Annotated in this window: 21 protein-coding genes and 1 tRNA gene; 10 read left to right on the forward strand and 12 right to left on the reverse strand. The window is 43.9% G+C overall.

Annotated elements, in window-relative coordinates:
- Positions 1-2 precede the first annotated feature (2 nt).
- The 3 genes from AC6H1S_RS05795 to AC6H1S_RS05805 are packed head-to-tail and all read left to right on the forward strand — an operon-like array spanning position 3 to position 4,293.
- On the forward strand, positions 3-1,316 hold the full coding sequence (locus AC6H1S_RS05795; protein WP_497565483.1) for a T9SS type B sorting domain-containing protein: 1,314 nt from the start codon (positions 3-5) through the stop codon (positions 1,314-1,316).
- 25 nt (positions 1,317-1,341) lie between these two features.
- Positions 1,342-2,307 carry a PorP/SprF family type IX secretion system membrane protein gene (locus AC6H1S_RS05800; protein WP_497565484.1) on the forward strand — a complete coding sequence of 322 codons (966 nt, stop codon included), beginning with the start codon at positions 1,342-1,344 and terminating at the stop codon, positions 2,305-2,307.
- Between the two features lie 33 nt (positions 2,308-2,340).
- Positions 2,341-4,293, forward strand: coding sequence for an OmpA family protein (locus tag AC6H1S_RS05805; protein ID WP_497565485.1), 1,953 nt, complete (start codon positions 2,341-2,343; stop codon positions 4,291-4,293).
- 134 nt (positions 4,294-4,427) lie between these two features.
- Here the strand turns inward: AC6H1S_RS05805 and AC6H1S_RS05810 are convergent, their stop codons facing one another.
- Genes AC6H1S_RS05810 through AC6H1S_RS05820 form a run of 3 tightly spaced genes read right to left on the reverse strand, consistent with a single transcriptional unit; the run spans position 4,428 to position 5,953 of the window.
- Positions 4,428-4,628, reverse strand: coding sequence for a PLDc N-terminal domain-containing protein (locus tag AC6H1S_RS05810; protein ID WP_497565486.1), 201 nt, complete (start codon positions 4,626-4,628; stop codon positions 4,428-4,430).
- A gap of 2 nt (positions 4,629-4,630) precedes the next feature.
- Entirely contained in the window at positions 4,631-5,062 is a 432-nt protein-coding gene (locus tag AC6H1S_RS05815; protein WP_497565487.1) for a DUF1573 domain-containing protein, read from the reverse strand.
- Positions 5,063-5,074: 12 nt separating this feature from the next.
- A complete protein-coding gene (locus AC6H1S_RS05820; RefSeq protein WP_497565488.1) occupies positions 5,075-5,953 on the reverse strand; it encodes a hypothetical protein in 879 nt (292 codons plus the stop codon).
- A 481-nt stretch (positions 5,954-6,434) separates the two neighbouring features.
- Here AC6H1S_RS05820 and AC6H1S_RS05825 point away from each other — a divergent pair, with 481 nt between their 5' ends.
- The 3 genes from AC6H1S_RS05825 to AC6H1S_RS05835 are packed head-to-tail and all read left to right on the forward strand — an operon-like array spanning position 6,435 to position 8,446.
- Complete coding sequence (locus tag AC6H1S_RS05825; RefSeq protein ID WP_497565489.1) at positions 6,435-7,421, forward strand: M23 family metallopeptidase; 987 nt, start codon at positions 6,435-6,437, stop codon at positions 7,419-7,421.
- A 2-nt stretch (positions 7,422-7,423) separates the two neighbouring features.
- Positions 7,424-7,894 (forward strand): RNA polymerase sigma factor, encoded by a 471-nt coding sequence (locus tag AC6H1S_RS05830; protein ID WP_497565490.1) that lies wholly within the window; start codon positions 7,424-7,426, stop codon positions 7,892-7,894.
- Between the two features lie 3 nt (positions 7,895-7,897).
- Positions 7,898-8,446 (forward strand): hypothetical protein, encoded by a 549-nt coding sequence (locus tag AC6H1S_RS05835; RefSeq protein WP_497565491.1) that lies wholly within the window; start codon positions 7,898-7,900, stop codon positions 8,444-8,446.
- Between the two features lie 248 nt (positions 8,447-8,694).
- Here AC6H1S_RS05835 and AC6H1S_RS05840 read toward each other — a convergent pair.
- Positions 8,695-8,774 (reverse strand) — tRNA-Leu (locus AC6H1S_RS05840).
- A 248-nt stretch (positions 8,775-9,022) separates the two neighbouring features.
- On the opposite strand from AC6H1S_RS05840, the gene AC6H1S_RS05845 reads away from it, so the two are divergent.
- On the forward strand, positions 9,023-11,302 hold the full coding sequence (locus AC6H1S_RS05845) for a glycosyltransferase family 4 protein (protein ID WP_497565492.1): 2,280 nt from the start codon (positions 9,023-9,025) through the stop codon (positions 11,300-11,302).
- Positions 11,303-11,410: 108 nt separating this feature from the next.
- Here AC6H1S_RS05845 and AC6H1S_RS05850 read toward each other — a convergent pair whose 3' ends face one another.
- The 7 genes from AC6H1S_RS05850 to AC6H1S_RS05880 form a co-directional block, all read right to left on the reverse strand.
- Positions 11,411-12,883 carry a glycoside hydrolase family 130 protein gene (locus AC6H1S_RS05850; protein WP_199141617.1) on the reverse strand — a complete coding sequence of 491 codons (1,473 nt, stop codon included), beginning with the start codon at positions 12,881-12,883 and terminating at the stop codon, positions 11,411-11,413.
- A gap of 70 nt (positions 12,884-12,953) precedes the next feature.
- Positions 12,954-13,388 carry a hypothetical protein gene (locus tag AC6H1S_RS05855; protein WP_497565493.1) on the reverse strand — a complete coding sequence of 145 codons (435 nt, stop codon included), beginning with the start codon at positions 13,386-13,388 and terminating at the stop codon, positions 12,954-12,956.
- A 149-nt stretch (positions 13,389-13,537) separates the two neighbouring features.
- The gene (locus AC6H1S_RS05860; protein ID WP_497565494.1) at positions 13,538-14,209 is read right to left on the reverse strand and encodes a DUF6766 family protein; all 672 of its coding nucleotides are present in this window, start codon (positions 14,207-14,209) and stop codon (positions 13,538-13,540) included.
- A gap of 25 nt (positions 14,210-14,234) precedes the next feature.
- The gene (locus tag AC6H1S_RS05865) at positions 14,235-14,972 is read right to left on the reverse strand and encodes a DNA-formamidopyrimidine glycosylase family protein (RefSeq protein ID WP_497565495.1); all 738 of its coding nucleotides are present in this window, start codon (positions 14,970-14,972) and stop codon (positions 14,235-14,237) included.
- Positions 14,973-14,978: 6 nt separating this feature from the next.
- A complete protein-coding gene (locus AC6H1S_RS05870; protein ID WP_199141612.1) occupies positions 14,979-15,179 on the reverse strand; it encodes a KTSC domain-containing protein in 201 nt (66 codons plus the stop codon).
- Between the two features lie 43 nt (positions 15,180-15,222).
- Positions 15,223-15,396: a hypothetical protein gene (locus AC6H1S_RS05875; RefSeq protein ID WP_497565496.1), complete on the reverse strand. Its 174-nt coding sequence runs from the start codon at positions 15,394-15,396 to the stop codon at positions 15,223-15,225.
- Positions 15,397-15,414: 18 nt separating this feature from the next.
- Positions 15,415-16,308, reverse strand: a complete 894-nt coding sequence (locus AC6H1S_RS05880; RefSeq protein WP_497565497.1) for an SDR family oxidoreductase — start codon at positions 16,306-16,308, stop codon at positions 15,415-15,417.
- 129 nt (positions 16,309-16,437) lie between these two features.
- Here AC6H1S_RS05880 and ligD point away from each other — a divergent pair, with 129 nt between their 5' ends.
- Positions 16,438-19,110: a DNA ligase D gene (ligD, locus tag AC6H1S_RS05885; protein ID WP_497565498.1), complete on the forward strand. Its 2,673-nt coding sequence runs from the start codon at positions 16,438-16,440 to the stop codon at positions 19,108-19,110.
- Positions 19,111-19,138: 28 nt separating this feature from the next.
- Here the strand turns inward: ligD and ku are convergent, their stop codons facing one another.
- On the reverse strand, positions 19,139-19,909 hold the full coding sequence (ku, locus tag AC6H1S_RS05890) for a non-homologous end joining protein Ku (RefSeq protein WP_497565499.1): 771 nt from the start codon (positions 19,907-19,909) through the stop codon (positions 19,139-19,141).
- 255 nt (positions 19,910-20,164) lie between these two features.
- Here ku and AC6H1S_RS05895 point away from each other — a divergent pair, with 255 nt between their 5' ends.
- Positions 20,165-21,226 (forward strand): helix-turn-helix domain-containing protein, encoded by a 1,062-nt coding sequence (locus tag AC6H1S_RS05895; RefSeq protein ID WP_497565500.1) that lies wholly within the window; start codon positions 20,165-20,167, stop codon positions 21,224-21,226.
- A gap of 91 nt (positions 21,227-21,317) precedes the next feature.
- Entirely contained in the window at positions 21,318-22,376 is a 1,059-nt protein-coding gene (locus tag AC6H1S_RS05900) for an AraC family transcriptional regulator (protein WP_497565501.1), read from the forward strand.
- Positions 22,377-22,505: the final 129 nt, after the last annotated feature.

Genomic DNA, 22,505 nt, shown 5'->3' on the forward strand with positions numbered 1-22,505 from the left:
GAATGAAAAAATCATTATTGAGGGCGTTTTTTGCCATTTTATTGCTGGTCGCCAGCTTCGTTTCGAATGCCCAAACAGGTGCCGGTAGTAAGAGCGTTGAAGGGGCGATAGTTCCTGGACAGCGCAGTACGGTTAATGTAGCCACAGGAACTGTGAAGCAGTGTTTTGCCGAAACTACCTGCTTTGGCCCAGGCAGCAATTGGACAATTGACGGTACCTTGGAAATTTGGAGCCGTTATATTTGGATAGCACCTACGGCCAATATCAGTGGCAAGGGCAAGATTGTAATTTACAACCCTGCGAGCAGTCCGTATTACAATGGTTCGGGTGCTCAGGCAACAGTAATAGACGGTAATAATGGCAATTTTATCGCCTTGTTGATGGAGCATCGAAATCCCGAAAACATGGTGCTTGATGATGTTTCCGATCCGGGCTTTGGTACCGCCAATCCTGTTGGTGCGCTGTCGGCAACTCTTCGTACCAACGACATTTTGGATCTCTCGGTAGATCGAGCCGATATCCTGCTCAATGGACATAACCTGGAATTCGGTACCGATGGAAAAATAATGAACTATTCGAAAGACCGAATGGTAGTAACAGGCAATAACGTTGCGGGACATATCATCAAGAACTATTCGGGTGCTAATAGCTTTGTTTTTCCCTTGGGTATTGCCGAAGGAGATTACACGCCGGCAACCTTGGCAAGCTCTTCAGATGCACGGTTATATGTAGGCGTACAGAACTACCGGTCGGCAGGGCCTGTGGTGCCAAAACCGCAACTGGGCATGGACCGTATATGGCATGTTTATGGTGCGCCTCAAGCTGGCATCGATATGACGTTGCAACATAATCCCAATACCAACGGCCAACTGTTCTTCGATGCCAATGCTGCCATAGCCAGGTATGCTGGAGCTAATAGGTGGGATTACCTGAAAGGAACAAGCCCATCGATCGGGGTGCATGCCAGAAACAGTATCGTTCCGAGTGCTAACGGTACAGCTAATGGAAGTTATTTTACCAAGCTTTCAGTATCAGGTTCAGATCTCTTCATCCCCAATGTTTTTACGCCTAACGGCGATGGCAACAACGATACATTCGAAATCAAAGGTTTGGAGCTTTTTGCTGAGAATGAGCTTGTAATTGTAAACAGGTGGGGCAACGAGGTATACCGCGCCTCGAACTACCGCAATAATTGGAGTGGAGAAGGACTTAACGAAGGAACTTATTACTACCTGCTCCGCGTAAAAGAAACCAAGTCGTCTGATTGGCAGATATTCAAAGGCGATGTCATGATGGTAAGGGCTTTTAAAAAATAACAGACCAGCAAACGAACAGAATAAAATGAAAAAACTTTTATGGATCATATGGTTACAGACCCTGTGCCAAGTATGCTATGGGCAACAAGATGCACAGTTCAGCCAGTATATGTTCAATGGCATCTACATCAATCCGGCTTATGCCGGGTACCGGGAACAATTGAACCTGCATGCGTTTTACCGTACGCAGTGGACGGGGATTACCGGTGCGCCAAGAACCATGTGTATGGCTATTGATGCGATTGCGAATGATGGCAACGTTGGGCTTGCCTTGCAGGCAACAAGCGACCGTTTGGGTTCGCAACGCAACGATGCCATTTATGGCAATTATGCCTATCGCATCAAATTTAATGAGGAGGGCACCTCTCGCCTGGCCTTGGGCATAGGAATTGGAGCAGTGCAGCTTGGTGTTGATGGTGCTCGACTTACACCTAATAATCCGGAAATAGACCAGCCTGTAGGAATGCAAACCACCATAGTTCCCGATGCGCGAGCAGGCGTTTTCTTTGCCAATGAAAGGTTTTATGCGGGTTTTAGTGCCGATAATCTCGTTTCGCAGTATATCGATGTAAACCGGTATGCCTTTATCCCGAAGCCCAAGCCCCATTACTATCTTACGGCAGGTATGTTGGTGCCCCTGTCATACGACTTTCAACTCAAGCCTTCTTTCCTGCTGAAGGATGACAGAGGTGGTCCCACAAGTTTGGACATTAATGCCTTCCTGATTATTTCAGAAAAATTCTGGATCGGAGGCAGCTATCGCACAGGAGTGAAACTGTACAACAAGAATTATCTGCCAAAGAATCTCTCGCAACTCAATACTGCCGTAGGAGCTATTCAGTTTTTTCCAAATAGAAGTTTTAGACTGGGCTATGCCTACGATTTTTCGATTGGCCCACTCCAAGGCTATAGTGGTGGCACCCACGAATTGTCTATTGGCTATTTTTTTCAGAGAAAGCATATCAGGATGCTGAGTCCGCGATATTTCTAAACCGGCTGTGGTGTCTTGACTAATCCAATGAGCATGAAATACAACAAAATACGACTGGTACTGGCGGTTGCTTTGCTGGCCACCACAACTTGCCAAGCACAATATGTGCTGAAAGAAGCAGACGAACAGTATAAACTATTCAATTACGAAAAAGCGATTGGCTTCTACGAACAGGCCTATCATAAAAAGCCCTCGATAGGGGTGGCCGAGCGCTTGGCCGATTGTTATACGCGCTTGCGCAATTTTGCACAGGCCGAAAGCTGGTGCGCAATCGCAGCGAATAAAACGGATAGCAAGCCAGCAAATGTATTGGCCTATGCAAAGGCATTACAACAGAATGCTAAATATGCAGAGGCCAAGATAACCTACCGGAAATACGCCGGTTTGGAAAAAAGCCTAAAGGTCGGCCAACTGGAAACATGGTTGATGAGTTGCGATTCGGCCATGCATTGGATGGCGAATCCCCAAAAAATCAATGTCGAAAATAGGCATAAGTTCAATTCCCCTACATCAGATTGGGGTGTCGGCTTGTATCAAGGAGCAATAACTTTTGCTTCAGATAGAAGTCGCGCGATAGAAAAAAAAGCTGTTCAGGGACGGCCATTTTTGAAGTTTGATGGCTATGAACTGCCTGATAGAGCAGTTTACGGCTGGACCGGCAATGCCTACTTAAGACTTTATGTAAGCAATACCAAAGACAGTATTTCGCTTTTTCCATTAGCAACAGCCAGCAATTATCACTTAGGGCCTGCAACTTTTACCGACGATGGCAACGAAATGTACTTTACTTTAACGCGGATATCATCAAAACCGGTTTTCGAAAAAGGTGGCCTTGCAACGGCCAATATTGGAATATACTCGAGCAGGAAAGGAAGCGATGGCAAATGGTTGACTCCCGAGGCTTTTCCATACAACGATAGCAATGCCTACTCAATGGGCGATCCTTTTGTTACGCGCGACGGCAAGCGTCTGTATTTTGTTGCCGACAGGCCCGGAGGGCTTGGTGGTACCGATATTTATGTATGCTGGAGAAACGAAGCAGGCAACTGGGGCAGTCCAGTTAACCTGGAAGAGATCAATACTGCGGGCAATGAGCGTACGCCTTTCTTCGATGAGCAAGGTTATCTGTACTTCAGTAGCGATGGCTTTGTGGGAATGGGAGGGCTCGACATATTTGTGGCCCGGATGGTTAACGGGAAGTCGGTAGAAGTGAAGAATTTGGGCTATCCACTCAATTCGCCACAAGACGATTTTGCTTATGTCAAAACAAGCCAATTTCAAGGTTATTTAAGCTCAAACCGCCCAGGTGGCGCAGGTAGCGACGATATCTATAGCTTCATCGAGCAAGAGCAGCCCTCTGGACTAAGGCTGGTGGGCAGGGCATTGGATAAGGTTTCGGGTTGGCCATTGGCCAATACCATTGTCACCCTGTCGGGCACAAAAACTTCGCCTGTGAAAGTGCAAACGGATAGTACAGGCCATTTTGGATTTGATTTACAAAAAGGCAATTCTTACAGCCTTTCTGGCGAGAAAACAGACTACATAGGCGATAATGCCTCGATCTCTACAGATGGATTAGTGGCGTCTACCGTGAAAAAAGATCTATTGCTGGTGCATGTAACAATTAATAAGGCTATTAAGCTCGAGAATATCTATTACGATTTTGACAAATCGAATATCCGGGCAGAAGCCTCCATAGAATTAGACAAACTGGTAAAGATCATGAAAGAGAATCCTACAATTTGGATCGAACTGGGTAGTCATACTGACAGTAGAGGCAACGACCAGTACAATTTGGCACTGTCGCAGCGACGGGCGGATGCTGCGGTGAGGTATATTGTTGATCGGGGTATTTCTCCAAACAGGATTTTTGCGCGGGGTTATGGCGCAAGCCAATTGCTCAATGGCTGTAAAAAAGGGGTGAAATGTACGGAGGCAGAACACCAGTTGAACAGAAGGACGGAATTCAAAATCGTGAAGCAGTAAGTAGGGAATACCTCTTGTTTGCTGACTCGAGTTCTGCACCAACAAATAATGAAGTTCATCAAAGAAAATCAATAAGGGGCGTTGCTTTGGGTAGCGCCCTTTTTGTTTAATCCAGCTTACCTCCGCAAAAGCTGCTATTGGGCTTTGGTACGGAAAAGAAAAACGTACCTGCTGTAGATGAGGTAGGCAATAGGCCCAAAAAATGGCAGGAGAACTATGAGGAGCGTCCAAATGATTTGGTGGTTTTTCATGGCTTTATCCCTTGATAAATCAATCAGCGATAAAGCCGGTAGCACTAATGCAATTCCAAGTAAAAATATTTCTTCTAAACCCATAGCTAAATTGTTTTGTGGTTTATCGTTACATTCCCTTCCAGGCTAAGCAACGTAAGATATTCTTTGGTGTTTGAAAACACGGATATAAACTTCTTTTGTAATCCGATCTTATGCCTACTGTCAAATCTTACTTTTATCGTGTCGCTTTTATTGGGTTTGATAGGCTTGCTGTTCCAATTGATAATAGTACACCCACATGATGGCTTCACATCGTATAAAATTAGCGGCACATTGCTCTTGTTTGTAAATATATAATGTGCCTCTACAATTTTCCCTTCCAATACAGTGCCAAATTCGAAAGTCTTGCTTTGAAAGCTGATGTCAGCCTTTAATGGCTGTGCATCGGTTTTTTGGCTGCTATAGTTGCACGAGGAAATAACAATAGGGAATAAAATTACAGTAAATAATTTGGAAAGCGTCATTTGAATAATCATTTTTTGACATAACTAATTGACTGCCAAAGGCATTTCTCCGCATGCTTTTGAGAAAGCCCTGCATATCACGGCGAAATCGCCAGCTACGCCAAAGCAATCGCAAGACCTTACGCCACAATCACCAATGCATTGGCTATTGCTGCATGCCGAGGCTATGGCATTGTAGGCTTCGTTACAGGCCTGTGAAGACCACCAGTTGTAATACAGATCTGTTTTGCATTGTATTTCGCACTTCCCGCCAGGGGCTTCGAGCATGAGCTTGCCCTTGCTGGTTTTGGACTGTGAAAATTCCAGTACCTTTTCTCTAAGCATTAATTCTGCATCTCTTTCATTGATAATAGCCATTTGGCTTTTGAATAGTTTTTTATGGTATAGTTCGCCAAGCAGCGTATGGGCTAATAATGCGGCTTTATAATCAGCCTTGATACTAAGAAACCAGTCTTTTTTTACCGACTGTTTCGTTCTCGTGTCATAAAACTGGGCAATGGATTTTTCAATGTCGCTAGGGATTTTGGCAATAAAAGAATAATCATCGCCCTTTGAACTCCTGAAGGTAAATGTTTTGTTTCTGGTGTCGATTTTCATTGTAAAATCGGTAGTTCCGTCAGTCCCTCTGATTTCGCTTGTTCTCAGTAGCGTATCTTCGGTCAGCGATACTTGGTTGGTCAATCCCGTACTTGGATTATCATATTTTGCAATCAATTGACAAGGGTTGGCTATGGCGTAGGAAATTTGATCAATACCGGCGCCCGTTAAAACGGCTTGGCTGGTTTTGAACTGTTTGTAAACGGTTTCGATGCTGCCCCCGATGTTATTTTTTGTACAGGATAGTAACAGGAGGCTGATGGTACCAATGGTTAGAAATGTACATAGAGCGTGCTTGATTTTCATGGCTTGAATGTTATGAGTTGAACTAATTTATGTAGTTATTGAATTGAAATTTAAAATGTGAAAAAATAGAACATTTTTTAATGTAAATATTTCTTTTTGAGAAAGTTATTGTTGTTAATCTATAAAATGACACTTCAGGTTAAACGGTTTTTAAAATATAGGCTAAAGCTAAATACAAGCTGGGATTATCTTTTACGACTAACCGTAAAAAAAATATTCTGCTCATTGTGTAAGTTTTAAAAAAAACAAACAACTAATAGTTGAAAAAAGCATATATGAGAACTTTACTACTTTTGATGGCTGTTTCAATAAGCGCCACATCTTGCGGGCCCAATTCCTCTCCTGAGAAGCGAATCGCTATAAAAAATCAAGAACTGAGTCGAAAAGTTGAAATGATTTTTAGACAGCAAAAAATATTATGTGACAGTATATTGATCCTGAAGAAAGAGATAGACATCATCAAACATAAATAAGTATGGCTATGGCAAGGAATTTCACGAAAAAGATGCTATCATTTATGACAATGGTATTGATTACTACCAGCGCGATTGCGCAGCAAGAACCGCCACAAGCCAAGTCTATGATCAAGTTGTTTACAGAATACTTTAATGGAGGTTATTACAACCAGATTTCCAGTTTATTCAATGAAAAAGCAAAATCCAAATTCCCGACCGAACGGACTATGGTTTTCCTTCAGCAACTGCATAGCAAGCATGGTAATATAAAAAGCACCACATTTATAGCCTTAGAAAATACATTTACGACCTACCTTACTGATCTTGATAAGGGGAAGGCTGTGATAGGGATAGCCGTTGATAGTCTTTTCACACTCAATGGGTTATTCGCTAGGCCCTATGAGACTGTTGTTCCGTTGAAAGTTGAACGCAATACGACCAAATTATCACTGCCCTTTAGTCGCGAGTGGAGTATCTTTTGGGGTGGCGATACCAAGGCGCTTAACCTACACAATGGCATAAAATTTCAGCAGTACGCATTTGATATCGTTATCAACGGGGTGAATGGCCGCTCTTACAAAACAGATGGAAGAACAAATAGCGACTACTACGCGTTTGGCGAAAAGATATTGGCTCCAGCCGATGGTACCGTGGTGCTTGCAGTCGATGGTGTCGCAGATAATATTCCCGGCAAGGTAAACGCCATGTACATACCAGGTAATTCGGTTATGTTGAAAACAGCAAATAATGAATATCTCTTTTTTGCCCATTTCAAACAAAACACCGTAAACGTAAAAGAGGGCGATGTGATAAAACAGGGACAATTGCTTGGGCGATGTGGCAACTCGGGTAATTCATCTGAACCGCATTTGCATTTCCATATTCAGGATAGACCAGGCTTTGATACAGCAACTGGAATAAAGTGTTACTTTGAGCGCATCTATGTCAATGGCAAAGTGATGGATGATTATTCTCCTGTAAAAGGAGAAAAAATTGAGAACATCAAACATTAGGGATGAGCGAAAGGGAATTTCTAAGGATGATACAGGATAACCAGTGCATTATCCATAAGGTGTGCCGGATTTACCGCGATAGCCCTGAAGACCAGGAAGATCTTTTTCAGGAGGTTATTTTTCAGCTTTGGCGGTCATATCCATCATTCCGCGGTTCTAAAAGTTCAACATGGCTTTATCGCATTGCACTGAACACAGCTATGGCATCATTCAGAAAAAATAAACCAAATATTACTCTAGCCGAATATCTTCCGGATGTACAATTCGAAGACAATAATTATGAAGGTAATGAAAGGCAGGAAAAACTTCTTAAAAGTATGAGGCAATTAAGTGAACCTGATCGGGCATTGATTGCCTTGTATCTTGATGAATTAAGTTATCAGGAAATTGCAGGAATACTCGGCATCAGCGAAAATAATGTTGGCGTAAAACTTAACAGAATAAAAATAAGACTGCAGAAACTAATAAAGTAAACCATGGAAATCGAAGAATTAAGAAAGGAGTGGCAAAGCATTGAAACGCCAAATATAGCGCTTGATAGACTTAAAGATATGACCTTAGAGAAAAGCCACCCCGTGCTTAGTGGCCTAAGGAAGCAACTTAGCATAGAATTGTTCGGCTGGTCAGCGTTTCTAATTATTTGTTTTAGCGGCTTAGATGTCGACCAAAAACCGATCCATGCCAACGTTATATTATTAGTGTCTGTGACTCTCCCAATGATTTGCAATATTTATGGCTATCAACTGTCGAAAGAACTTATAGCAGGCCTAGACATAAGTTCATCGCTGAAAAACCGAATTGTCTCCCTTAGGCGTTTTGCTAGAGTAAGTATAGTGCTAAGAATAATGCTAATCACCGGAGTTGGTTACTTCTTCATATCCACGGTCAATATCACCCAAGGCAAGCTTATGTTGCTTGGAGTGGTGTGTGTGTGTGTGATATTTCCACTTTGCATGTTGGTTCGGATCTGGACGAAAAGGATAAGCAAATTAAGCGATACTCTTAGGTTACTAAAAGAGCATTAGCTAAGGTACTAACACCCCATTTGTCGGATAGATATTTCATTGAAATTTCCCTTGTACGCGTAACCAATAGATAATTCTCTTATTGAGCCCTGGTTAAAAACTTCCAGCTCCGCCCATCGTTGTTACGAAATTCTTAAACGGGGTTCTTTGAACACCTGCAATGTGTCAAAAAAAACATTGATTTAAAACAAAAAATCCAGACTTTGATGGTTCAAAGTCTGGATAAGGCCTTTATCAGGCTTTCTTTGTACCCAGAGCCGGAGTCGAACCGGCACGGTTTCCCACAGGTGTTTGAGACCAGCGCGTCTACCAATTCCGCCATCTGGGCATTTGCTGTTTAGCGGGATGCAAATATAGTAAGGGTAATATTGATTTGCAAGCATTATTTTCAATTTAAGCCTAACGTGCTTGAATACAGTGGTTTTTCTACTCCAAAAAAGAGACATTTTGTGCCGGTTATGGCCAAACAAAGCCTTTCTGTTGCTTGTTCTTCTAGTAGCTCCATCAAAAACTACGCGCTTCTCAATCATTTTTTGGCCAAAAAAGTCCATTAAACCCTAATTATTTATTCTGAATATGAAAATAGCATACATTTCAACCTATCCACCAAGAGAATGCGGGCTGGCTACCTTTAATCAAAACCTCATCAAAGCCATTAATGCCAATTTGGGCCATCAGACATTTTCGCAATCCAGTTTGGTTGTAGCGCTTAATTCTTCAGACGATACCAACGAATACAGCTACCCTAAAGAAGTAAAATTTGTAATCAGGCAAAACCAGCAAAACGATTATGCCGAGGCAGCCAGCTTTATCAATGCCAGCGATGCTGACGCCTGTATTTTGCAACACGAGTTTGGCATTTACGGAGGCGAAAGCGGCCTGTATGTGCTGCCTTTTATCAACCAGCTCGAAAAGCCTCTGGTTTCTATTCTGCATACGGTGCTTGATACGCCTACCTTTCTGCAGAAATCGATTATCAGGGAAATTGCAAAGCGCTCTACCAAAATTGTAGTGATGAGCAGAAAAGCCATCAATTTCCTGATCAATATTTATCAGGTACCTAAAGAGAAAATCCAATTTATAGAGCACGGCGTACCCGATTTGGAAGCGCCAATTCCTAATCCGGTACGGAAACTGGCCGCTTTAAAAAACAAACGCCTGTTGCTTACCTTTGGTCTCATCAGCAGGAGCAAAGGATTGGAAACCGTGGTCAAGGCCTTGCCCCAAATTGTAGCCCAACATCCCGATGTGGCTTATGTGGTGCTGGGCAATACCCATCCGGGCATCCTGAAGCATTCTGGTGAAGAATATCGCGAATACTTGAAAAAATTGGCCGAAGATTTGGGCGTTGCCGATCACCTGATTTTCCTGAACCGCTTTGTTATGGAAGAAGAGCTGATCAACTACCTTTCGGCAGCCGATATTTACATTACCCCGTATTTTAACGAAGCTCAAATTACCAGCGGTACCCTTTCCTATGCCGTAGGTGCCGGGGCTGCGGTAGTTTCAACGCCTTATTGGCACGCTCAGGAATTATTGGCCGATGGCCGCGGCAAGCTCTTTAATTTTAAAGACCATGAAGGCTTGGCGCAATTGGTTAACGAATTGCTTGCGCTTCCTATGCAGCTACTTAGCCTAAAGAACAGGGCTTATCAGTACGGATTGCAGCTGCGTTGGCCGAAAATCGGTCAATCCTATATCCAATTGATCGAAAAAGCCATCATTCACCCAGATTATAGTGATAAAATCCTGCGTCAGATTATCGATCCAGGGCTAATGCCTGAGTTTAGCTTGGCGTATGTAAAGCGCCTTACCGACGATACCGGTATTTTTCAGCACGCCAAATATGGCATTCCAAACCGGAGGGAAGGCTATTGTTTAGACGACAACGCCCGGGCCCTGCTCATGGCGGTAATGGCCTATCAGGAAAACGGAAGCGCCGAAGCCTTGCAACTTATGCCTGTTTACCTGAGCTACATCCATGATATGCAGTTGGAAAATGGCGATTTCAGAAATTTTATGAGTTTTAGTCGCCAGTATCTTGACGAAAAGGGCTCTGACGATTCCTTCGGCCGTACCATTTGGGCTTTGGGCTATTTGATCCACGCCGTACCTAACCGTTCTTTTGTCGAATTTAGTCAGGAGCTGTTTTTTAAAGCCATGCCACATGTAAAAGAGCTGGTGCATTTGCGCGGGATTTGTAATTCCATTATCGGACTGAGCTATTATTTGAAAGCCCATCCCTACGACGATCGTATCATGCAGGAGCTGAACAGCTTATCAGAAAAGCTCGTTAAGGCCTATAAAAATACCAAAGACGAGGATTGGCACTGGTTTGAAGACCACATGACTTACGACAACGCCTTGTTTCCACTGGCATTGCTGCATGTAACCGAAATCACAGGCAACGAAGAAGCAAAAGCCATTGCGATGGAATCATTGCTGCACCTGGAGCGACTTACTTTTAACCTCAGCGTAATTAACCCGATTGGCAATGATGGCTGGTATGCAAAAGACCAGAAAACCATGCCATTGTACGACCAGCAGGCCATAGAGCTGATGGCCATGGTATTGATGTACTGTCAGGCTTATGCAGTAACCAAAGACAACGACTACCTCAAAAAAATGTATTCTTGCTACTTGTGGTTTTTGGGCGAAAATTCGTTGCGTATGCCACTTTACGATTCAGAAACCAAGGGCTGTGCCGATGGCTTGCATCCGGGTGGTGTAAATCGGAACCAGGGCGCAGAAAGCACACTGGCTTATCTGGTGTCGCATTTGGTGGTTTCGCAAGCCTTTAAATTTGATCACGACCTCAACCTGGCCAAAAAGAAAGAAGTGCTGCAGCTGAGGTAAAAATAACAATCAACCCTATTGTTGTGAACAGGCCGTAAAAAGCCAAAGCCATTGTTGATGAGTAACAATGGCTTTTTTATTGCTGTGCTGCAGGCAATGGGCTTGAAATTAATAAATAGCTGGAGATGCCTTAAGCCGATCTAACAGGCTTTTCAGGTCTACAGAAGCAAAAGACGATGAGTAATCGGATAAGCCGTAAGGAATGATCAGTTCGCCATTGTTGATAATGCCGCCACAAGAATACACCACATTGGGTACATAGCCCTCGCGCTCGTCGGGATTAGGGATGAGCAAAGGTTCGGACAAGCGCCCGATTTCTATGGTTGGGTCATCCAAATCGAGCAGACTGGCGCTGAGGCAGTAGCGGCGCATCGGACCAACGGCATGGGTAATCACCAGCCAGCCTTCTTCGGTTTCAATGGGCGAGCCACAATTGCCTACCTGCACAAATTCCCAACTGTATAGAGGCTCCTGCAACTTGATGGGGTTTTCCCAAACATTGATTTTGTTCGAGTACATGATATAGTTGTTCACCCCATCAATGCGCGACAGCATGGCGTATTTGCCATTGATTTTGCGTGGAAAAAGCGCCAGGTTCTTGTTTTGGGCACCGGCACCAAACAATGGGCCAATGGTGAAATCGTAAAAATCCTTGGTTTTTAATAGTTTAGGGATGATGATGTGCCCATCGTAGGCCGTATAAGTGGCATAATAGGTAATCGAACCGTCGTCGCTGATGAATTTGGTAAACCTTGCATCTTCAATTCCCTTGCGCTCAAATTCTGAAATCGGGAAAATTACACGGTCGGAAATATCGGTATCCATCGAAAAGATGATTTCGTAATAAGAATCGGAGAGCCACAGCACCTTTTCCAGTTCAATGTCCTTGGCCGGATCGGGTTGCTTGTCTTGCGTTTCGGCAATCACTTGTTTAAGCGTGGCGTAATCAAACTGATCGGCCAGTTTGGTATTCAGTTCCTCCAGCACATCTTTATTGATCAAAGAAATCAGGCCCTTTTCTAAAAACAGTTTTTTGTTGTAGGTTGCATTTCTGATGATTTCGGCCTCGTCGATATAGTTGCCCACCGGAATTACCGTAATGTTGTTATGCCGATCGATGAGGGCCCGCCTAAAAACGATGGAGGAGATATGCCCTTCGCCCACGGCCCTAAAACTGATAATCAGCCTTTTTTCTCCTTCTTCGAGGTCGTTTTGGTCTGGGTCTTCGATGATTGAAGGATTGAAAAAGGCCGCCGATTCGATAGAATATTCGTGGGTGAAGTACGAACCAATCAGCAGGCGCCTGTGTTCTTCGAGTTCCTTGTAGTCTATTTCCATTTTTTCGAACAAAGGCTTTAGCTTTTTGCAATGCCTGAGCAACAGCTTGGTAATGTTACGGTGCCTTTTGGAATATTCCTGTAGCAAGGGCGAGATAATGTTGAATACCTGCTCGTTGCTCAGCGTCAGGATTTTATTGATGACATCGCGACCGCGATCGTCGCCGTTAAAGAAGAACCTCGCAATTACCCTTTTCGGATCCGGATATACTTTAATGTGTTTGCGTTGTATGGGAAGTCTCATCATGCGTTTGGGATTTTGGGGTTAGGTCAGTTGCAGGTGGAAATTCTATTTGTATGCGTTGTTTTCGCCATTATTTTAGCATTTTTAAGGTGAGGGCAGTAACCAGGGCGCCAAAAACATAATAGCCAATTGTTAAGGCCTTTACCTGGGCATTTTGAGCCACAGGTGCATGGTCCACGCGTGTAGCTTCGGGCAGTTTAATGGCGCCAATGCCTGCGCTCAGGCCCAGGCCTAGGGCTTTTGGCCAAATGTATTTAGACTTGCCTGTGCCGATCAGGCTATAATAAAGTGCGTTGCTTACCACATCTGTGGCCAAGGTGGCCTCGTAAAGCGTGTTTTCGTTCATTATCGGTTCGCCAACGGCCATTAAGCCTTTATTTAGGGCATCTTCGCCCAGCAAGTGAATGTATGGCACATTATCGCCCTGTTTTCTGATTGCTTCGTGCAACATGTAAAGGGCGATGGCTCCGGTAAAGCCTGCAATAAGGTTTTTGATTTTTCCCATCGTTTTTCATTTTATGCTTGCCTAAGCCGAAAGCTTCCTGGCCTTCATGCCAAACGGAAAGAGGGGCAAGCTGTTAATTGGATCAAGTCTGGTTTGTTGTTGTTAGGAATAATAACAATCTTATGGGGTTTAATGTTTGTGTTTTCTGCTTACTTGCCCGTTTCGAAGTGGGGTGCATCTACGGGTTTCGATTCGGGCGAGCCCTTTTGGCGCAGGTAAATGGTGAAGAAAACGATGCTGGCTACCGATAGGAATTCGCTTTGCCAATTCTGAAAGGATTCGAACCAGAAATGAGCGTTGCAGAGGTAATCGAGTATCGATTGTCTGGGCAGGCCTTTGATTTGCTGTTCAATGTTGTTTTCCTGCCAGCTGCCGTAGCCATGAAGGCACCAGCAAGCCAAAAACAATGCTACAAAGCAAATGGAAAGCGAATTTTGATAAAGTCTTAAAATCCAACCACCCTTTTTTACCGGCCAAGGCACATGCCTGCCTTTTTGGGGCAAGCGGTCTACTTCCTCTTTTTCCGACAGGGATTTGGATTCGGCAGATCCCACTTGCCTCAATTTAATGGTGAGGAGCACATAAAGCGCCATTTGCAAAAATTCGCTTTCAAAGTTCTCGAAGGTGGCGGATAGGAAATGTCCCGAACGCAGGTAAGTGCCCAAAGCTATGGCCGGATAGCCAGCCTCTTTCAGGTCTTGGTTGTGTACGTGGAAACCTGTCAATGCCTGTGCGCCCAAGGCAAAGATAAATAAGGTCATAAACACTAAGGTAAGGCCGTTTCTGTACCAAAATGAATATTTTTTAAGGGATGTCATCATGTTGGTTAATTTTAATGAAGCAAGATTAAATGTGTTTTTTTTGGCATTGGGGACAATAAAAGCTTCGCCTGTTGGTTTTTCCCAAATGTTGCTCTTGAGATAGGGCATGCCCCTTTGGACATTTTTTTTGCTTATAAACCAGCCAATGCTTTTTAAGTACGAACGCTTTTTTCCATGCCAAAAAATCGAAGCTGTAATTGCGTGCTTCCTTAACCAGTAGCTTGAGTTTGGCCAGGGGCAATGCACTTACCGTACTTAGCGGATGCACCTTGATGCGGTAAAGCACCTCGTTTTTGATGATGTTGCCAACACCTGCAAAAATATGCTGGTCCAATAGAAGATCGCAAACCAGGGTTTCTCCCTTTTCTTTTGCCTTTTTGAGCGCGTTTTTGGCATCCCATTCATCGCTCATTACATCGGCTTTCCAATCGTAAACCTTATGGAGGTCGCCTGCTATAAATTGCAGCGAACAGGTATAGAAATTGAGTTCGTTATGGGCAAATACAAGGCTGATGCTTGGCTTGCTTTCCTTTCTTTCGTTGATGCGGTAAGTGCCGAAAAGCATCAAATGGATCCGAAGCGTAAGCTCCTGGAAACAAATCAGAAAATGCTTGCCCCAGCTTTTAAAATCGGTTACTTTTTGACCAATCAGCCGGTTCTTGTCTAAGCTTGTATTGCCACCCACTTCGAGTACCGGCTTGCCTTTAAGGTGCAGGTCTTCTATCAATTCCCTTAAAATTACAATAGATGGTCCCTCTGGCATGGCTGGCTAATTGCTAATTTTTTTAAACTTGAACTTGTCTTTGATGTACTGGTTAAAATAACGCCCTTTTGAACCTGCGGCCTTCAATAGCTGAAAAACCTTTTCGGGCACGTTTGTGTAATGGTATTCCATGCCCGTTACAAAAGTGATCTTGAGGGTATGCGATTGCTCGTCGTATTTGAAATATCGGATCACAGCTGAAGGCATCTTAATAAGTCTTTAGTCCAACGTAAATAGGGTATCTTTTGGGCTAGGACTTGGCTTTTCCTTTAGCCATCCGATCCATTCCTTTTCCCGATTCGTTGGGTGTATCTCCGGCCTGCCCGTATTTTGGCGCCGAACCTTGCCCATTTTGGTCAAAGCTGGCCTTGCCTTTGGCATCGTGAACCGGTTTTTTAGGGTTGGGTTTTGGCTTGTCTTTCATCGCTTTAAAATTTTAGGGTTAAATGGTGATCCTGCCTCCGGTTACCGGAATAGTGGCGCCCGAAATATAGCTGGCTTCGTCTGAGGCCAGAAATACATAGGCAGGTGCTACTTCAACGGGTTGGCCAGGTCTGCCCATGGGGGTATCTTGTCCAAATTTTTCGGGATCAGGCATGGTAGAAGGAATCAATGGCGTCCAAATGGGACCTGGAGCAACTGCGTTTACCCTGATGCCCTTGCCGGCAGTGAGCAAAATTTGGCTCAAATTGGCCGTGAAATTCTGTATGGCGCCTTTGGTAGCGGCGTAGGGTAGCAGTAGAGGACTAGGGTTATAGGCATTGACCGAAGTGGTGTTGATGATACAGCTACCCTTTTTCATGTAAAGTTCGGCGGCTTTGCTCAGGTAAAACATGGAGTGGATGTTGGTTTCGAAAGTTTTGACCCATTCTTCGGTTGGTATGGCTTCCAAACTTTCCCTCGCCATCTGAAAAGCGGCATTGTTTACCAAAATATCAATCTGGCCGAATTCCTTGACGGCTTTTGCTACAATTTTTTGGCAATGGCTTTCTTTGCTGATGTCGCCTTTTACCAATATGGCTTTTCTGCCGGCTTCTTTTACATATTTAGCCGAATCCTGTGCGTCTTGGGTTTCCTCGCTGCTTAGGTAGCTGATCAGCACGTCGGCGCCTTCGCGGGCAAAAGCAATGGCAATGGCTTTGCCAATTCCCGAATCGCCACCAGTGATGATGGCCTTTTTGCCCATTAATTTGCCACAGCCTTTATAGCTTTCTTCTCCATGGTCGGCCAGAGGCTGCATGGCCTTTTCCTTGCCTGGTGGCCGCTGCTTTTGCTGAGGAAAAGGCGGTACTTCATATTGAGTATCGGGCTTTTGGGGTGGTTCCTGCTTTTTCATAACAATAGGGTAATGGTGCATTCAAAAAAACAGGCCTGGTTTAAAAATGTTTGGATAATTTTAACAACCGTTTTAGCTAAACATTTTAAAAAACAGATTGTTACACAAGAGATCTAACCCTTATCAATCATGAGTTTAGCGGCATATAAAAAGAAACGCTCTTTTGCCAAAACCACCGAACCTCAGGGTGGCCGTAGCAATGGCAAAGCACTGCGGTTTGTTGTTCAGCAGCATGCGGCATCGCACCTGCACTACGATTTTCGGCTAGAGATGGGCGGTGTGCTCAAGAGCTGGGCAGTGCCTAAAGGCCCATCAACCGATCCAACAGTAAAGCGATTGGCCATGAGGGTAGAAGATCATCCCTACGATTATCGCAGTTTTGAAGGCATCATTCCTCAAGGCGAATACGGTGGGGGTACGGTTATTGTTTGGGACGAAGGCACCTACGAACCAGTCGACCTGCATGAAAAAGATGTTAAAAAACAGGAAAAAGAGCTTTTGCACGAACTCCATGCCCACAAAATCAAATTCAGGCTAAAAGGCAAAAAACTAAAAGGCGAATATGCCCTGGTTAAGACCCATGGAAAGGAAGAGAATGCCTGGTTGCTGATGAAACTCGAAGATCGGTATGCAAGTACGGCCGATATCCTCAAAAAAAACAAGTCGGTGCTTTCTAAAAAAACAATAGCCCAGGTAGAAAAAACAAGCACGACCATTAATGGCCAAGCCACAAAAAAAGCCACCAAAGGCCCCATCAAAACGGTGGGCAAAAAAGTACAGGCCGAGGCCAAGCCCCGCCAAGCCAAACCTTTAAAAATACAATTTAAAAATGCGCGTAAAGCGCCTTTTTACGATTCGGTTAAGCCTATGTTGGCTACCTTGGTTAATAAGCCCGTTGACGATGAGAATTGGCTATACGAAATAAAATGGGATGGCTATCGGGCTTTGGCCTTCATGAACAAAAATAAATTGGAGCTGAAATCGAGGAACGACAAGTCGTTTAACGAGAAGTTCTATCCGGTTTACCAAGCCTTAAAAGAATGGGGCATCAATGCCATAATTGATGGCGAAATCGTAGTAGTAAACGAAAAAGGCATGGCTAATTTTGGCGCTTTGCAAAACTGGCGCAGCGAAGCCGACGGCGAATTGATCTACTATGTGTTCGATATATTGTGGTATGAGGGCCACGACCTGAAAGAGCTGCCATTAACCGAACGCAGAAAGCTGTTGCAACAGCTGGTGCCTTCAAATCAGCTGATCCGGTTTAGCCAAGCATTCGAAACTTCAGGTACCGAATTTTTGGAGGCCGCCAAAAAAATAGGCTTGGAAGGCATCATGGCTAAACATAAAGATAGCCTTTACGAAACCGGCCATCGCACAACAAAATGGCTAAAAATAAAGGCCAATAAGAGGCAGGAGGTGGTTATTGGCGGTTATACCAGGAATGAGGGCACCAGCAAGCCGTTCAGCGCATTATTGGTTGGCGTTTTTGAGCAAGGTAAATTTGTTTATACTGGCAAAATAGGAACCGGATTTAACCTCAAAACACAACGGGAAATGATGCGGCTCTTTGAGCCATTGGTGGTAGACCAACCGTCGTTCGATACCGAGCCCAATGTAAACAAGCCTAGCCGCTTTAGGCCAAATCCACCCCATGCCACAGCTACCTGGCTCAAGCCTAAGCTGATAGGGGAAGTGAGCTTCACGGAAATGACCAGCTATGGCCTTATGCGCCACCCTTCGTTTGAAGGTATGCGAGAAGATAAAAAAGCGAAGGAGGTAACTTTGGAAAAGGAAAAAGAGACTAAGGAAGTGATTGAAGGGCAAATTGCCGATAAGCTGGCTAAGCCCATTAAAGGGAGCAGGCGCAAAACGCTGCTCAACCCAAACGAACAGACCCAGGTTAAGAAGATTGGCACACACCAACTGAAGTTTACCAACCTGAAAAAGCTATTTTGGCCCATAGAGCAAATCAGCAAGCGCGAATTAATCAATTATTATTACCAGGTGGCCCCTTACCTCTTGCCTTACCTCAAAAACAGGCCCCAATCGCTCAACCGCTTTCCAAATGGCATAACCGGCCATAGCTTTTACCAAAAAGACGTTACCGGCAAGGTACCCGATTGGATGGATACCTATTTATATCATAGTGGCGACAGCGACGAAGACAAGCATTTTTTGCTCGGCAACAACGAGGCTACCTTACTTTACATGGCCGGTTTAGGCTGCATAGAAATGAACCCGTGGAACAGCACCATCAAAAAACCGGATTATCCAACCTGGTGCATCATTGATTTGGATCCTGATAAAAATTCATTCGACCAAGTTATAGAGGCTGCGCAGGTAACCAAACAAGTGCTCGATGGCATGGGTGTACCCAGTTATTGCAAAACGAGCGGTTCTACGGGGCTGCATATCTACATTCCGCTTGGAGCAAAGTATACTTATGAGCAATCGAAAGAATTTGCGCGCATCATTGTAAACCTGGTGCATCGCGAATTACCTGCTTATACTAGTCTAGAACGTACGGTAGCCGACAGAAAGGGGAAAATGTACCTCGATTTTTTACAGAACAGGGCCCAGGCTACTATTGCGGCACCTTATTCGGTAAGGCCAAAGCCGGGCGCTACGGTATCTATGCCCTTGCATTGGGACGAAGTGAAAAAAGGACTGAAGATGCAAGATTTTACCATTTTTAATGCCGTGGAGCGGGTAGAAGCCATGGGCGATATTTTTAAGCCGGTTTTAGGCAAGGGTATTGACCTGAAGAAAATTATGAAAGCACTGAACGCCAACGCTTAAGGAGCCGTAGGCAGGGAGTATTATCGCGCTATGCCTGTTGCTTAGTACCTAAACTTTTCATTAATTGGTCGTACAGGTTATCGCTGCTGGCCTTTTGAGGCTTCATTTTCTTCACTACCACGCGTTTGCCTTTGGCTTTTGCCTTGATAATTTTAAGCAGTTCTGCACGGTATTCGTCTTTAAAAGCGCTGATGTCGAAATTGGAACTGTATTGTTTGATCAGGGCTAGGCCCACATCCATTTCTTTCTTGCTAATCTTGCTGTCGTCAACTTTTTTCAAGTCTTTCGTATCCCTTATTTCTTCCTGGAACCTCATTTTGGTTACAACGATAACGCCATCCAAGGGGTGGATAACACACAGGTTTTCGGTATTGCGCAGTACGAAACGGGCAATACCGGCTTTTTTCGATTTTTCGAGGGCCTTGAGCAACAGGGCATAGGCTTTAACGCCTTGCTTTTCGGGTTCGGTGTAATAAGAGGTTTCGTAATAAACCGGACTGATCTCTTGGATGTCCACAAAATTTTCGAGCTCGATTATTTTGTTTTTTTCAGGAGCGGCTTCTTCAAAATCGTGTTCGTCGAGTATGATGTAGCGGTCTTTTAAAAAATAGCCGCGTACAATCTTTTCGTAAGGTACTTCTTTGTGAGTATCTTCATTTACACGCTGGAACCTGATTTTGGCATGGTCGCGTTCATCGAGCATATCCAAATCGAGGTTGCTGTTCTGTACGCCCGAATAAAGCTTAACGGGAATATTAACCAGGCCGAAGCCGATAGCGCCTTTCCAAATCGATCTCATAAGTTCTCTTTTGCTATCAAAACAAGCCAGCCGGCTTATTGTTTGGGCTTAACATGGCTGAGGCATAGGGTTATGAATGAAATGGTTACTTGATTTTTTTCGTAACAATTAAGTTAAAATACAGGTTTAATAATAAAAAAGGCTGTTTTAATCAGGTGTTTTTACCTGATTGTAACCAATGGGCGTGTTTTGGATGAAAAAATTAATTTTTAATTAATTAGAAATTGTATTTTTGTCTTACATCCTTAATATATTATGCTCAAACTAAATTACCCTAAGTGGGTTCTCCGCCTAAATAGGCTGGGAAACGACTTTCGTCTGCTCACAACCCTGATTTTTGTATTAGGTATCCTCAATATCGTCTATAAGTTTGATTGGGTTGATGGAGGCATTAAGGCTGCGTTTAACATGTGGAATCCGAGCTGGCTATTATTCGGCCCCTTGTTGTATTGTGCCTACCGCTCGCTTATTAACAAGCCTCTAAGCATTACCTTTAAAGACAGCCTCCACCTAGTGCCTTTTATGGGGTTTAGCTTGTTTTATTTGGTTGTAGCGCTTACTACCGATATGAACAACCCTTGGGGAAGCTATGCTTTTACGTTTTACCAAAACTCCTATGGCATCATTATCCTGTCGCTCATTCCTTATAGCGTACATGTGTTGGCCAAAATTTGGAAGTCGAACACCATAAACAAGCCCGATGCCGATATCTTGTTGGTTACCATAGCAGCCTTGTATATCCTGATTGCCATTTTGGTTAGCCTCATGGTTATTGGTTGGGGTATTGCCAAAATAGATATGGGCTTCGACTATCGCTATTTTGCCTATGGCTTATTGGTTTTTATCAATATCGCCATTGGCTGGTATTGGGTGGTGGGCGATAAAAATGCCATCAAGGCAAAACTTCTCGAACTGGAAGACAGCTTGCAGTTTAAAAGCTATAAAAATTCTGCCTTGGCCGATGAGCAAGCCAACGAATACAAGGAACGCATTGTCAATTATTTTGAAGATACCCGTGTTTACCTGGAACCGAGCTTGTCGCTCGATTTTCTGGCGAAGGAATTGGGCATACCCAAACATTACTTTTCGCAGCTGTTCAATGTTTACTTAGAACGCAGCTTCCATAATTTTGTGGCCGATTACAGAATTCTATATGCCATAGAATTGCTAAGTGGCAACCAGGGAAGGCTCAAAATAGAATCTTTGGCATATTCTTGCGGTTTCAATTCAAAAACTTCGTTCAATAAGTATTTTAAGGAGCGTACCGGCTTTACGCCTTCAGAATACCTTTTGCAGTTGGAACGGCAAAGCGCCTAGCCTTACCTGGTCGAATTTTCTTTTTTTGATTATGCTGATGCGTTTGGCTCTGGTATTGCAGTCTCCTCTTATCCCTTTAATTTTGTTTAGTGTGAGCCTGGTGGCTGCCATTACTTTTTATTTGGCTTACCGGTCGCTGGTTAAAAACCTGTTCAATAAAATATTGCTGTGGACTATTTTTTATGTTTTTGTTAACAGCTTTTATGCTTTTAGTATGGAGGTTTTTTATCCGGAGGAGCTATGGAAGAACAAAATTGCACCGTTTATTCTTATGTATGGCCCCATTTTGTACTTTGGTATTGTTGCCTTACGCGATAGGTTATTGCCGCCTTGGAAAGTGCTGTTACATACTGCACCCTTTATCGCTTTTAGTCTTTTGTTTTTGGCCTTGATGTTCGGAATGGTCAAGAACACTGAAGAAGTTCATCAAACTTTTTATCAGCAGCTGTATCGAATAGGCCCCCTTTCTTTTTTGGGCTATACCCTGTATTCGGTATTTTCGAGCAGGAGAATATTCGGACAGTTTAGAGATAAGCTGCTGATGTTTGTTTTTGGCCGGGTGTTTTTGCTCTTCCTGGCTACGATTATGATGATTCTATCGTTTTCGGGGCAGGTAACTCACAATCCGAATGCCGTTTATTTGCTGCGGATCATTGTTTACACCTGTATGCTCATATTCATCCTCACGGTTTTTAACTATACATTAAATAAGCTGTTGAAAAGAAGCGCGTTGGCAATGCCTGGCGATTACGGTAGGGAAGTAGGGCGCCAAAACATAAAATACGAACGCTCTCCACTTAACCATGAACAGTTGCTGGCCTATCAAAAGAGGCTGGTTGCCGCCGTGGAAGAAGATAAACTTTTTTTAGATACCTCGCTCTCGTTGAGCAGCCTTGCCAACCACCTGAAAATCCCGAACCACCACCTTACGCAAGTGTTTAACATGCAACTGAAGCAAACTTTTTATCAGTTTATCAATGGATGCAGGGTAAATTATGCCTGCAAATTATTGGATAACGAAACGCTGGATATGAATTTGGAAGAGCTGGCCGAAAAAAGCGGCTTTAATGCAAAGGTTTCTTTTAACCGGCAGTTCAAACAAATCAAAGGCTGTACACCTTCCGAGTACAGAGATCGTATCAAGTCCTAGTCAGTATAATCTATTCTTCTTCTCTATCGATGTGCAGCAAGTTCTCCGTAAGTCACTTTGCTGTTTTGGACTGTTTGGCTATGCTGTTTGCAACAGTTTGCTTGGCTTGCGAGGTATAATGCCACTCTT

This window comes from Pedobacter sp. TM02 (genome assembly GCF_059705275.1).